This window comes from Gordonia sp. NPDC003425 (assembly GCF_053588635.1).
The window spans coordinates 54,592-66,832 of sequence record NZ_JBSFQI010000006.1 but is presented as its reverse complement, the minus strand read 5'-3'; the positions used below and the strand labels follow the sequence as shown (position 1 = coordinate 66,832).

Annotated in this window: 11 protein-coding genes; 5 read left to right on the top strand and 6 right to left on the bottom strand. The window is 68.7% G+C overall.

All coding sequences use genetic code 11. The features are described 5' to 3' along the window. Positions 1-3 precede the first annotated feature (3 nt). The 3 genes from ACWDTD_RS09325 to ACWDTD_RS09315 all read right to left on the bottom strand — a co-directional run bounded on the left by ACWDTD_RS09325 (position 4) and on the right by ACWDTD_RS09315 (position 2,604). Entirely contained in the window at positions 4-483 is a 480-nt protein-coding gene (locus ACWDTD_RS09325; RefSeq protein ID WP_449746815.1) for a DUF456 domain-containing protein, read from the bottom strand. A gap of 12 nt (positions 484-495) precedes the next feature. Further along, complete coding sequence (gene purT / locus ACWDTD_RS09320) at positions 496-2,169, bottom strand: formate-dependent phosphoribosylglycinamide formyltransferase (RefSeq protein WP_449746814.1); 1,674 nt, start codon at positions 2,167-2,169, stop codon at positions 496-498. A gap of 90 nt (positions 2,170-2,259) precedes the next feature. After that, positions 2,260-2,604 carry a UBP-type zinc finger domain-containing protein gene (locus ACWDTD_RS09315; protein WP_449746813.1) on the bottom strand — a complete coding sequence of 115 codons (345 nt, stop codon included), beginning with the start codon at positions 2,602-2,604 and terminating at the stop codon, positions 2,260-2,262. Between the two features lie 117 nt (positions 2,605-2,721). On the opposite strand from ACWDTD_RS09315, the gene ACWDTD_RS09310 reads away from it, so the two are divergent. Further along, complete coding sequence (locus tag ACWDTD_RS09310) at positions 2,722-4,314, top strand: Na+/H+ antiporter (RefSeq protein WP_449746812.1); 1,593 nt, start codon at positions 2,722-2,724, stop codon at positions 4,312-4,314. Between the two features lie 87 nt (positions 4,315-4,401). Here ACWDTD_RS09310 and ACWDTD_RS09305 read toward each other — a convergent pair whose 3' ends face one another. Together ACWDTD_RS09305 and ACWDTD_RS09300 are read right to left on the bottom strand one after the other, a co-directional pair. After that, positions 4,402-5,946 carry an adenylate/guanylate cyclase domain-containing protein gene (locus ACWDTD_RS09305; protein WP_449746811.1) on the bottom strand — a complete coding sequence of 515 codons (1,545 nt, stop codon included), beginning with the start codon at positions 5,944-5,946 and terminating at the stop codon, positions 4,402-4,404. Positions 5,947-6,095: 149 nt separating this feature from the next. After that, the gene (locus ACWDTD_RS09300; protein WP_449746810.1) at positions 6,096-7,586 is read right to left on the bottom strand and encodes a PucR family transcriptional regulator; all 1,491 of its coding nucleotides are present in this window, start codon (positions 7,584-7,586) and stop codon (positions 6,096-6,098) included. Positions 7,587-7,697: 111 nt separating this feature from the next. Here ACWDTD_RS09300 and ACWDTD_RS09295 point away from each other — a divergent pair, with 111 nt between their 5' ends. From ACWDTD_RS09295 to ACWDTD_RS09285, 3 genes are read left to right on the top strand one after another with little or no spacing between them, the layout of a single operon-like run. Next, on the top strand, positions 7,698-9,263 hold the full coding sequence (locus ACWDTD_RS09295; protein ID WP_449746809.1) for a purine-cytosine permease family protein: 1,566 nt from the start codon (positions 7,698-7,700) through the stop codon (positions 9,261-9,263). Between the two features lies 1 nt (position 9,264). Next, positions 9,265-10,251: an agmatinase gene (gene speB, locus ACWDTD_RS09290; protein WP_449746808.1), complete on the top strand. Its 987-nt coding sequence runs from the start codon at positions 9,265-9,267 to the stop codon at positions 10,249-10,251. Between the two features lie 11 nt (positions 10,252-10,262). Then, entirely contained in the window at positions 10,263-10,646 is a 384-nt protein-coding gene (locus ACWDTD_RS09285) for a nuclear transport factor 2 family protein (protein ID WP_449746807.1), read from the top strand. Between the two features lie 31 nt (positions 10,647-10,677). On the opposite strand, the gene ACWDTD_RS09280 is transcribed toward ACWDTD_RS09285, so the two are convergent. Continuing rightward, positions 10,678-12,021, bottom strand: a complete 1,344-nt coding sequence (locus tag ACWDTD_RS09280) for an NAD-dependent succinate-semialdehyde dehydrogenase (RefSeq protein WP_449746806.1) — start codon at positions 12,019-12,021, stop codon at positions 10,678-10,680. Between ACWDTD_RS09280 and ACWDTD_RS09275 the strand changes: the two genes are divergently transcribed. After that, positions 12,014-12,181: a hypothetical protein gene (locus ACWDTD_RS09275; RefSeq protein WP_449746805.1), complete on the top strand. Its 168-nt coding sequence runs from the start codon at positions 12,014-12,016 to the stop codon at positions 12,179-12,181. The two genes, ACWDTD_RS09280 and ACWDTD_RS09275, sit on opposite strands and share 8 nt — an antisense overlap. The last annotated feature ends 60 nt before the right edge of the window (positions 12,182-12,241 follow it).

Sequence of the window (12,241 nt, the reverse complement as noted above, 5' to 3'; positions counted from 1 at the left end):
CGATCACCAGAGACCCACGCCGACGAGCCACACCCCGGCCGCCAGCAGCGCGGCGCACAGTTCGATGCCGATCGTGTACATCGACGCCCTGGCCGCCGACAGCGTGCCACGCCAGGCCTGCGCCATGGTGCGGGTGCGCACCAGTTCCGACACCATGGCGCCGACGATGAAGCCGACGAACAGTCCGACCACCGGGATCACGAAGAACCCGACGATACCGGTGAGCGCGCCGACGATCACGGTGACGTTCGGGATTCCGCCGGCCCGCAACACTTTTCCGGCGACAAAGTATTTGATCACCTCGCCGCACGCCACCAGGGCGAGAGCGACACCGAAGATGATCCACGCCTTGCCGCCGATGATCGCGGCCCACACCAGGATCGCGGCCACCACCAGCAGGCTGCCGGGCAGCACCGGGATCACGATGCCGAGCAGGCCGATCAGAATGCCCGCGGCGACGAGCAGTTCACCCCACAGCGGCATCCGGTGGCCGGTTCAGTCGACGCTCGCCCGCGGCTGATCGACGGCGGGCGCGTGGCTCCCGTCCGGGCGGGGCGCCTCGGGTCGGGGCATCTCGGGCCGGGCTTCGGGCCGCGGGGGACGTGGCGCGGCCTGCGGTGGTCGCGGACCCGCCTGCGGCGCAACGGGTCCCGGCTGCTGGGGTCCCGGCTGCTGGGGGCCCGGCTGCTGGGGTCCCGGCGGCTGGGGCCCCGGCTGCTGGGGGCCGGGACCGGGCCGACCCATACCGGGTTGCGGCGGACCGGCCTGTGGTGCGGGCGGACGCCCGGCGGGTGGCCGAGGCCCGGCCGGGGGTTCGGGTGCAGATGGGGGCACCGGAGCGGCCGTGGTGCGGCGGGCGGGACGCCCGGTCACCGGGATCACGGTCGACGCCGCGCGCACCGCCCGCTCCCGCGCGGTCTGCGTGTCGTCGGCCGTCGCGGTCACCACACCCATGCGGCGCCGATGGAAGCTCTCGGGTTTACCGAACAGCCGGATGTCGGTCTCGGGGATGGCGAGCGCGTGGGCGACGTTCTCGAACGCGATGGCCTCCTCGTCGAGTTGGCCGTAGATCACCGCCGACGCACCCGGCGATGCCAGCGTCACGTCCACCGGCAACCCGAGGATCGCACGCGCATGCATCTCGAACTCCGAGAGGCGCTGGGTGGCCATGGTGACCAATCCGGTGTCGTGCGGGCGCGGCGACACCTCCGAGAAGTAGACGTCGTCGCCCTTGACGAAGAGTTCAACGCCGAATATGCCTCGGCCGCCGAGCTTCCCGTCGCCCAGCGCGGTGGCCACCCGTGCCGCGATCGACGTGGCCGCGCCGAGCGCATAGCCGCTCATCTCGTGCGGCTGCCAGCTCTCCACGTAGTCGCCGTCGATCTGCCGGTGCCCGATCGGCGCACAGAAGTGGGTGGTGAGGCGGCCGGTCGCCGGGTCGATGGCCCGCACGGTGAGCAGGGTGATCTCGTAGTCGAAGTCGATGAAGCCCTCGACGATCACCCGCTCGCCGGCCACCCGGCCGCCGGTGGTCGCGGTCTCCCACGCGTGGGGCACGTCGTCGGCGCTGCGCAACACGGTCTGTCCCTTGCCCGACGACGACATCACCGGCTTCACCACGCACGGAAAACCCACCTGACCGGCGGCCACGGTCAGTTCGTCGAGTGAACCCGCGAACAGGTACGGCGACGTGGGCAGTCCGAGGTCCTCGTCGGCCAGGCGCCGGATGCCCTCACGGTTCATCGTGGTGACCACCGCCGACGCCGTCGGGATCACCTCGGCCAGGCCGCGGCGCTCGACGGTCTGCAGCGCGTCGGTCGCGATGGCCTCGATCTCGGGAACCACGTAGGCGGGCTGATACTTCTCCACCAGGGCGAGAAGCGCATCGGCGTCGGTCATGTCGATCACCTCGGCGGCATGCGCCACCTGATGACCGGGTGCCCCCTCGTAGCGGTCGACGGCGATCACCTCGACGCCGAGTCGCTGGAACGCGATGACGAGCTCTTTGCCGAGTTCTCCGGAGCCGAGCACCATCACGCGTGTAGCGGTGGGCGACGAGGGTGTGCCCAGCACATCGGGGGGTCCGACAGTGGGTTGCGCCGGCGGCATCTGGCGGACCGGGATCTGGGTTGGTTGCGCCTGTGCACCGCTCTCGCTGCTCGAGGTCATCCCCAAATCCTACGTGTCCGGTTCACGCTGGTGCGACGAGTTCGTCGCTCGTCGGACCGACACCGCGCACGTGCATCGATCGTTGAGAACTCACGCGGTCAGTTCGTGGATGTAGCACCACCGCCACGCCTCGCCCGGCTCGGCCGAGCGCATCACCGGATGGCCCATGTCCTGGAAGTGCGCGGTGGCGTGGCGGCGCGGGCTCGAATCGCAGCACCCCACATGGCCGCACTCCAGACAGATGCGCAGATGCGCCCAGTGCCGTTCGCCGAGCTGTAGGCAGTCCTCGCAGACGCTGATGTCACCGGTCGCCGGCGGTGGATCAGCGGCCGGATCGAGCCCGATGCTGCCGAGTTCGGGGCACCGGGCCGCGACGGCGGTGGCGGTGGAATCCGGATCGCGTCGGGTGCGGGAGGAACGACCGAAGATGCTCATGCACGCATTATCCCGCCGGACGCAATGGTTCCGACTGTCCCGGCGAATCGGGCGCCACGAATCAGGCAGGACGAATCAGGCGCGACGAGTCGCGCACGACCGGTTAGGTTTGCACCGGTGAACGCTTCCCTGCTGCTCGTGGTCGTGGTGTCGGTGGCGATCGCTGCCGTGTGCCGGCACTACAACCTGTCCTCGCCGCTGATCCTGGTCGTCGTCGGCCTGGCGATCGGCTGGATTCCCGGGCTGCCCGAAGCCACCCTCGAGCCGGAGTTCGTGCTGTTCGTGATCCTGCCGCCGCTGCTCTACTCGGCCGCACAGGAGAGCTCCTATCAGGAGATCCGCGCCAACCGCCGCGCCATCGGACTGCTCGCGGTGGGGCTGCCGCTGTTCACCACGGTGGTGGTGGGGCTGGTGGCCTACGCGACGGTGCCGAATCTGCCGCTGGCCGCGGCGCTGGTCCTCGGCGCGGTGGTGGCACCACCGGACGCGGTCTCCGCGCAGGCGATCGGCCGTCGGCTGGGACTGCCCAAACGAATCATGACGCTGCTCGGCGGGGAGAGCCTGCTCAACGACGCCACCGCACTGACCGCCCTGCGGGTGGCGCTGGCCGCGGCGATCGGGGCCACCACGTCGGTGTGGATGGGTTTGACCACCTTCTTGATCGCCGCGATCGGGGGTGCCGCCATCGGCCTGGCCGTCGGATATCTGGTCTCATGGGTGCGCGACCGGCTCGACGACCCGACGATGGAGACCGCGATCGGGATCACCGTGCCGTTCGGCACGTATTTCGTCGCCGAAGAACTCCACACGTCCGGGGTGATCGCGGTGGTCACCGCCGGGCTGTTCCTGGGCCAGCGGTCGGTGCGGCTCGGTTACGCCACCCGACTGCAGGAGGAATCGGTCCGCAAAGCGGTCGACGCCGTACTCGAGGCGTTCGTGTTCCTGCTGATCGGGTTGCAGTTGCCCGACCTCATCAAGGGGCTGTCGGGGGAATCGTGGACGCACGTGGCCAGGGATGCCGCCCTGGTGCTCGCCGCGACGATCCTGGTGCGCTTCGTCTGGGTGTTCCCGGCCACCTACCTGCCGCGGCTCTTCTCATCGCGGGTCCGCGAGCGCGAGGCGGCACCGAAGGCGTCGTGGGTGTTCATCGTCGGGTGGGCGGGCATGCGCGGGGTGGTGTCGTTGGCGGCGGCATTCTCGATCCCGGTGGTCACCCGGTCCGGGGAGCCGTTTCCGGCGCGGCCCGAGATCCTGTTCCTGACGTTCGTGGTGGTGGTCGGCACCCTGCTCATCCAGGGCACCACACTGCCGTGGGTGATCGGCAAGCTCGGTGTCTCCGGCAACGACGAGGCCGCCGACCGTCTGGCGTTGGCCTCGGCCCAAGACCGTGCATCGCGGGAGTCGGAGAAATACCTCGACGCGGTAGCCGAGCAGATCCCCGACCACGACCCGCGGCGCCTGCAGATCGGGATGCTGCGCAAATGGGTCACCACCCAGCGCAACACCGCGTGGGAGGAACTCGGCCGCGGCGCCGACGCCCTCGGCGAGAGCCCAACCGCAGCCGGAAACCGTATGCGCAACAAGCTGTTACAGATCCAGCGCGGCGTGTTCATCGACGAACGCGACGCCGGCCGCATCGACGACGAAGTGCTGCGGCTGGCGTTGCGCAGGCTCGACTACGCCGAGGGCACCAACGACCGGGACACCTGAGGACTCACACGCGCCAGAAGGGTCACCGGAGCGGACCCCGACATGGCATATGACACCTCACCCCACCCTGCGGTGACCTTTCTGGCGCTATTCGTCGCGGGGCTCGTAGACCTCGGTCTCCTCGGCACGCCCCCGCAGCGTGACCGACTCGGCCCGCTGCCACCGGGCGGCCTCCCGCTCCCCGGCGGCGTCAAGGGTGCGTCCCGACGCCAGCGGCCGGCGCGGGTTCCGCTTGGCCAGCTCCGACAGACGCGCACTCTCGTTGACCGGGTCGCCGATCACCGTGTACTCGAATCTCTCGATGGCTCCGACGTTTCCGGCCACCACGTGGCCATATCCGACACCGATTCCGGCCGAGAGTTCGGGCACCTCGTCGACCAGCCGGCCCGCGATGTCGCGGGCGGTGCGCAGGGCGGCACCCGCCGAGTCGTCGAGGTCGATGGGGGCCCCGAAGATGGCGAGCACGGCGTCGCCCTCGAACTTGTTGACCAGTCCACGCCGACGTTCCACCTCCTCGACGATCACCCCGAAGAACCGGTTGAGGATGGCCACCACGTCGGTCGGGCTGCGGTCGGCGGCCAGGGTGGTCGACCCGATCACGTCGACGAACACCACTGCCACCACGCGTTCACTGCCACCGAGTTCCGGATCGGAGTTCAGTGCCGCCTCGGCGACGTCGCGGCCGACGTGACGGCCGAACACGTCGCGCATGTGGTCGCGTTCCCGCAGCCCGCCGACCATGGCGTTGAAACCGGCCTGCAGGTCGCCGAGTTCGGTGCCGTCGTACACCACGAGGTCGACGCTGGGACCGAGGTCACCCGATTGCACGCGGTCCATGCCCCGGCGCACGCTGCGGATGGGTGCGGTGACGCTCTCGCTGGTGAGCCAGGTCAGCACAATGCCGGTGGCCAGTGAGATCACCGCGAGCACGAACACTCCGACGAACAGGTCCAGTTTGGTGGTGTCGTCGCGGAAGGCGCCGAACGAGACCACCAGCAGGATGCCGAAGATGGGTGTGCCCGACCCGACCATCCAGGCGACGAAAGACCGCGACCGCACCCCGGTACGTTTGCGGCGCCGGTAGCCGGCACTGATCAGGTCGGCGGCCACCGGTCGCAGCGCCAGCTCGATGAGCAGGTACGACACGCCGACCACCACCACCCCGCTGAGACTGGTGACGAAGAACATCTTCGGTATCAGCATCGGGTTGGCGATCCCGTAGAGGATCGTGAACAAGACCACCGCGCCGAACCAGAGCAACGCCTGCAGTGTCAGCAGCCGCCGCGGCACTCGCTGCGTGCGTCGGGCATCGGCCGCCGTCGGCCGTTCCCGGCGGATCGCCCAGCGCAGGTCACGAACGATCGCGAAGGTGCCCCACCCGATCCCGATCACGAAGGCCACCGTCACGTACACGGGCACGACGATGAAGTTGACCCACCACAGTTGCGGCAGGAAGGCCGAGGGTTCGGGGATGCCGACCGCCGTCAGAGCGATCGCGGCCGCCGCGCCGATCAGATTGGCCACCACGATGGTGCCGGTCAGCACCGTCTGGATCCGGATGCGCCGGCGAATGCGGCCCTCCGACGCCGACCCGAGAAGCACCGACCCGTAGTCGCGCTCCCCCAGTATCATGCACACACTTTGTCACAGCTCCCCCGCGGGTCGTCGCGACTGCCACGGGCCACGTGTCGCGGAGGAATCGGACAGATGGACAACGGGCGCGCTCGAGCACGGCGGACCCCCGTCGCGAAACCCTCCACGGCTCTTGTTGCCGCGAGGTCTCACACTCGCGGCGTGGCCGCCCTGGCCTTGAGTGCCAGCCACAGTTCCATCCGGTCGTCGCCGTCGTCGAGACGACGCCCCGACAGCGCGGCGACACGTTCCATCCGGTTGCGCACCGTGTTGCGATGCACCGACAACCGGGCAGCGGCCGGATCCCAGGCGCCGTTGGCCCGCAACCATTCCTCGAGGGTGCGTATCAATTCGGCACGCTCGCGTTCGTCGAGAGCATCGAGTGGCGCGAGGACGGCGTCGGCGAAGCCGCGCAGCACCCGAGGGTCGCCGAAACCCAGCAGCAGTTCGGCGGTCTGCCCCTCGTGGGCACTCATCAGGCGTCCGAGTCGCTCACTGACAGTGACCAGCGATCGTGCCTGCGTCGCGGAGACGGCCAGCGAGTGCGGCGGCACCGCGGCGCCGAGGCCGATGGGCCGGCTGGACGCGAGCCGGCTCAGCGTGGCCGCGAGACCGTCGGTCTCGGGGTGCGCGAGTTCGATGTCGCTGCCTCGGACGCGAATGAGGGCCGCCGACAACGACACCCGCAGCCGGAACACCAACGCGTCCACCTCGGCCGGTTCGGGCCGGATCACCGCCACCTGGATCAGCGCCGATCCCCACCCGACCGAATCGGCCAGCTGCTGGGCGCGGGGCGGTTTGAGTCCTGGACGCATGAGACCGGCGAACACCGAACTGCGGCGCTGCCGTTCGGGTTGGCCCGCCAGATTGCGCCGTTCGAGTTCGAGTGCCAGCAGCGACACGAGCACGGTCGACGAGTGGCGGGAGACCGGATTCATCTGTGCGTCGAGGACGACGAATCCGATCGGCACATGGGAACCGACGGCGTGGATCTCGTGCTCGCCGTGGACCGACCATGCGGGTGCGGCGGGGTCGTCGGCGACGGTCGCTGCGAGCCGGCACGCGGCGTCGACCTCCGTGGCCGACGTGTCCGGTGTCGCGGCGACGAGCCGGCCCAATCCGTCGCACACCACGCACGCGACATCACTGATCTCGCTCCATGCCGCGAGCAGCGCGGGCAGCGGCGCGTTGAGTGTGGCCACCTGGGTGAGCCGGCGGTTGGTGTCCATGGCGCGCTGTAGGTCGCGGCGCTCCTGCTCGGCCATCGTGGTGAATACCCACTTGGTGACCGCGATGAACGGTACGTGGCCGGGCACCACGAGCAATGCGACCCCCACCTCGGCCGCGGCGGTCCGCAACGGCTCCGGACACCGCTGGTACGGCAGGCCGGGCCCGAGTCCCAACGCCACGGCCGCGACACCTCCGGCGCGGCAGTTGCGCAGATAGTCGCGACATCCGTCCTCGGTCATCTCCAGCAGCAGCCCGACCGTCATCAGCAATTCGCCGCCGCGCAGCCACGCCTGCGGACTCGTGAGTTCGGAGACATGGGCCACGACGACCTCGACGTCGAGCAGGTGATCCCCCCAGATCACCTCGAGCCCGAGTTCGTCGGCGGCCACCACGTCGGCCACGGTGATCATCGACGCCTCCCCACACGGCACCCGGTGTTGTACATATTGCCCAATCGTAATGGCCGATCTGGATATTTGATCCCTGTTCTCGCACGTCAGGCAGCGCGCACGCTGAGCACCATGACCAACGAGAACCTGGCCGCACCGGTGACCACCGCGGCCCCGCCGACAGCCGCCACCCGCCGGCCCACCATCGAAACCCGCTCGATCGACTACGTCCCCGACAACGAACGCCACGGCAAGGTCTCCCAGCAGGGACCCTTCTGGTTCGTCGGCAACTTCCAGCCGTTCACCCTCGCGCTCGGCTTCGTCGGGCCGTCGATGGGCCTGTCGCTGTGGTGGACGATCGTCGCCGGAATCGCCGGCATCGCGTTCGGCACATTGTTCATGGCGTTTCACGCGACGCAGGGACCGGTGCTCGGCTTGCCGCAGATGGTCCAGTCCCGCGCCCAATTCGGCTACCGTGGCGTGCTGCTCCCGCTCATCGGCACCCTGTTCACGTTCGTCGGATTCAACGTCGTCGATCTGGTCATCATCAAGTCCGGCCTGCAGTCGATCTTCGGCTGGAACGCCGTCGCGGTCGCGGTGATCATCTCGGTGATCGCGGCGCTGCTGGCAATCTTCGGACACGACCTGCTGCACAAGAGTTTCCGCGTGCTGTTCTGGATCTCGTTGCCGCTGTGGCTGATCCTCACGATCGGCATCTTCGCCGGCGGCGTGCACGGCTCGATCGGACCGTCGGGCCCCGGCGGCTTCACCCTCGTGGCGTTCCTGGTGCAGTTCTCCGTCGCCGCGTCCTACAACATCACCTACGCCCCCTACGTGTCGGACTACAGCCGCTACCTCCCCCGCGACACCAAACCGTCGGCGATCATCGCCTCGGTGTTCACCGGGGCCGTCGCGTCGCCGGCGTGGCTGATCCCACTCGGCGCGTTCCTGGCCACCTATCTGGGTGCGACCGACGCACTCTCGGGCATCAACGACGGGGCCAACCAGATCTTCTCCCCGCTCGGCGGCATCCTCGCCGTGGTCGCCACCCTCGTGCTCGTTGCGACCATGGGCCTCAACGCCTACAGCGGCATGCTCACGGTGGTCACCGCGCTCGACTCGGTGCGCGCCGTGCGGCCCACACGGAATCTGCGTGTGGTGACGATCATCGCGCTGACCGTCATCTGGCTGGCGCTGGGATTGGCGCTGACCGATGCCACCGAGGCCCTGAACACCGCCTTGCTGATCATGCTGTATCTGTTGGTGCCGTGGACGGCGGTCAACCTCACCGACTACTTCTTCGTCCGCCGCGGGCATTACGTGATCGCCGACCTCTTCACCCCCGCGGGCGTCTACGGGATCTGGCCGTGGCGCGGCATCGTCGCCTTCCTCCTCGGTTTCCTCGCCGAGATCCCGTTCATGGACCTCACGTTCTACGAGGGACCGGCCGCCTCGGCGATGGGCGGCGTCGACATCGCGTTCATCGTCGGGCTCATCGTCGCCGGCGGCTCGTATTTGCTGTTCAGCCGCTCGGCCGACCTCAGCGAGGAACACCGGCTGCTGACCGAGCACCCGGAAATGGCCGACCCGTCGGGCACGGGCGAGATCCGCGCCGAGATCGCCGCAGAGGAATCTGCGGCCGAAGAGGCTGCCGCCCAGAAGAATTCGGCCACACCCACACCCGGACGGGAGAACTGAGATGGCCGACGAGATCGCCGGCCTCGACCATCCCTTCATCGTCACCGACGGAGTCGTCGGGCAGGTCGATGCCGCACAGACCCCGCGCTACACCGAGCCCGCGACCTTCGCGCGGCTGCCGCGCGCCGATCAGGTGAGCAGCGTCGACGTCAACATCCTGGGCATCCCCTTCGACACCGGCGTCAGCTACCGCCCGGGCGCACGGTTCGGGCCGGGTCACATCCGCGCATCGTCGAAGTTGTTGCGGCCCTATAACCCTGCGATGGGGATCTCCCCGTTCGCGGCACAGCAGGTGGTCGATCGCGGCGACCTCGCCGTCAATCCGTTCGACATCACCGCGGCGATCGAGACCATCGACACGGCCGTGAGGGCGTTGGGTGCCGACGGGGCCACCACGCTCGCACTGGGCGGTGACCACACCATCGCCCTGCCGATGCTGCGGGCGATGCGTGCCCTACACGGCAAGCCCATCGCGGTGCTGCATTTCGACGCACACCTCGACACCTGGGACACCTATTTCGGCGCGCCCTACACCCACGGCACCCCGTTCCGGCGGGCGAGCGAAGAAGGGCTCATCGACATGGAACGGTCGATGCATGTGGGCATCCGCGGGCCGCTGTACAGCACAACCGATCTCGACGACGATGCGGCGCTGGGTTTCGCAGTGGTGCGCGCCGACGACTACGAGACCGACGGCACCGCACGCGTCGTCGAACGGGTGCGCCGACGACTCGCCGGCGGTCCGGTGTACGTGTCGGTGGACATCGACATCCTCGACCCGGCGCACGCACCCGGCACCGGCACCCCGGAGGCCGGTGGCCTGACGTCGCGGGAACTGCTGCACACGCTGCGCGGGCTCGCCGGCCTCGACATTGTCGGCGCCGACATCGTGGAGGTGGCTCCCGCCTACGACCACGCCGAGATCACCGGGATCGCGGCGGCGCATGTCGCCTACGAGCTGCTCACCGTCTTCCCGGGAAAGCGGTGACCGTGATGACGATGAGCACCGACCCGACACCCGCCGACCGCGCGCTGGCCGCACTCGACGCACTCGTCGCGGTCTTCGCGGCCAACGACGAACACGCCTACTTCGGCAGTTTCGCCCCCGACGCACAACTGGTCTTTCCCGACACCGCGCAGGTATCGATCACCGTCGAGCAGTACCGCACCCTGTGGCGGGGGTGGCGGGCAGACGGTTGGCGGGTGACCAGCTGCCGGAGCAGTGACCGCGACGTGCTCGTCCGCGGCGACGTCGCGATCGTCACCCACCGGGTTGCGACCACGCTGGGTGACGGCACCGCGTTGTCGGAGCGGGAGACCGTGGTGTTCGATCTCGCGGCCCAACCGAAACCTGTTGTCCTACACGAGCATCTGTCGGCGTGACCGCGCGCGATGAGCCGTCACCTCGCGGCCGTCAGCTGATCCGGATCAGCTTCTTGTTGACGAACTCGTCGATGCCGAATCGGCCCAGTTCACGCCCGAAGCCGGACCGTTTGACCCCGCCGAACGGCAGTTCGGCTCCCTCGGCTCCGACGGCGTTGACGAACACCATGCCCGCGTCGATCTTGTCGGCCACGCGCAGCGCCTGCTCGGGGTCGGTGGTGAAGACGTAGGAGCCCAGACCGAACGGGGTGTCGTTGGCCAGCGCGATCGCGGCGTCCTCGCTGTCGGCCTTGTACACGGTGGCCACGGGCCCGAAGAGTTCCTGCTTGGCGGTGGGCCATTCGGGGTCGACACCGGTGAGCACACCGGGCGGGAAGTAGGCGCCCTTGCGTTCGCCGGCCGACTCGAGTGTCGCACCTGCCTCGACCACCGACTGCACCTGCTCTTCGAGGCGTTCGGCCGCAGCCACCGACGAGAGCGGGGCGAGGCCGTCGGCGGTGGCCTTGACCTTCTCGGTGAACTTGGTGACGAAGTCGTCGTAGATCTCGGCGTCGACGATGAACCGCTTGGCGGCGTTGCAGGCCTGACCGGTGTTCTCGAAACGGCCGTCGACGGCGGCGGCGACGGTGGCGTCGAGATCGTCGGTGGACAGCAGGATGAACGGATCCGATCCGCCGAGTTCGAGCACCACCTTCTTGAGGTTGCGCCCGGCCACCTCGGCGACCGCGGCACCGGCACGCTCGGATCCGGTCAGCGAGACGCCCTGCACCCGCGGGTCGGCGATGGAGTCGGCGATCTGCTCATTGGTGGCGTAGACGTTGACGTAGGCACCCGGCGGGAAGCCGGCGTCGAGGAAGATCTGCTGCAGCGCGGCCGCCGACTCGGGGCACTGCGGTGCGTGCTTGAGCACAATAGTGTTGCCCAGCACCAGGTTCGGTCCGGCGAAGCGGGCCACCTGATAGTAGGGGTAGTTCCACGGCATGATGCCGATGAGCACTCCGACGCCGCTGCGGCGGATGATCGCCGACCCCTCGCCGTCGAGCAGGGTGATGTGTTCATCGGCGAGGAACTTCTCGGCGTTGTCGGCGTAGTACTCGTAGATCGCGGCGCTGAACTCCACCTCGCCCACCGACTGGTCGTAGGGCTTGCCCATCTCGCGGACGATGATCTTGGCGAGTTCGTCCTTGCGCTCGGTGTGCAATTCGGCGACCTTGCGGATGAGAGCGGCGCGATCGGCCACGGTCGACGTCTTCGACCAGGTCATGAACGTGTCGTGGGCCGCGGCGATGGCGGACTCGATCTGATCGTCGGTGGCGGTGGGGTATTCCTTGATGACCTCGCCGGTGGCGGGATCGACGACTGCGTAGATGCTCATCGACTCTTTCCTCGGGTGCGCGGAGAACAGCAGGGCGCGGCCGATCGGCCGCCTTGTCTACGAATGTAGTAGCCCGGCGGGAAAGCTGCTGGCGGAATCGGCGATGTCGCACCCGGGCGACCACTCATTCCGCGAGGTGTTGGCGATATCGCTGCGTTAATCGGCGATCGAGACCGATCGGCACAACTGATTCCGCAATGGGTGGCGCCGAGTCGAAACC

Excerpts from the sequence above, each read along its gene's own strand:
- ACWDTD_RS09275 (WP_449746805.1), top strand. The coding sequence starts at position 12,014 with ATGCTCATCGACTCTTTCCTCGGGTGCGCGGAGAACAGCAGGGCGCGG.
- ACWDTD_RS09300 (WP_449746810.1), bottom strand. The coding sequence starts at position 7,586 with ATGATCACCGTGGCCGACGTGGTGGCCGCCGACGAACTCGGGCTCGAG.
- ACWDTD_RS09280 (WP_449746806.1), bottom strand. The coding sequence starts at position 12,021 with ATGAGCATCTACGCAGTCGTCGATCCCGCCACCGGCGAGGTCATCAAG.
- ACWDTD_RS09285 (WP_449746807.1), top strand. The coding sequence starts at position 10,263 with ATGAGCACCGACCCGACACCCGCCGACCGCGCGCTGGCCGCACTCGAC.
- ACWDTD_RS09315 (WP_449746813.1), bottom strand. The coding sequence starts at position 2,604 with ATGAGCATCTTCGGTCGTTCCTCCCGCACCCGACGCGATCCGGATTCC.
- speB (WP_449746808.1), top strand. The coding sequence starts at position 9,265 with ATGGCCGACGAGATCGCCGGCCTCGACCATCCCTTCATCGTCACCGAC.
- purT (WP_449746814.1), bottom strand. The coding sequence starts at position 2,169 with ATGACCTCGAGCAGCGAGAGCGGTGCACAGGCGCAACCAACCCAGATC.
- ACWDTD_RS09295 (WP_449746809.1), top strand. The coding sequence starts at position 7,698 with ATGACCAACGAGAACCTGGCCGCACCGGTGACCACCGCGGCCCCGCCG.
- ACWDTD_RS09325 (WP_449746815.1), bottom strand. The coding sequence starts at position 483 with ATGCCGCTGTGGGGTGAACTGCTCGTCGCCGCGGGCATTCTGATCGGC.
- ACWDTD_RS09305 (WP_449746811.1), bottom strand. The coding sequence starts at position 5,946 with ATGATACTGGGGGAGCGCGACTACGGGTCGGTGCTTCTCGGGTCGGCG.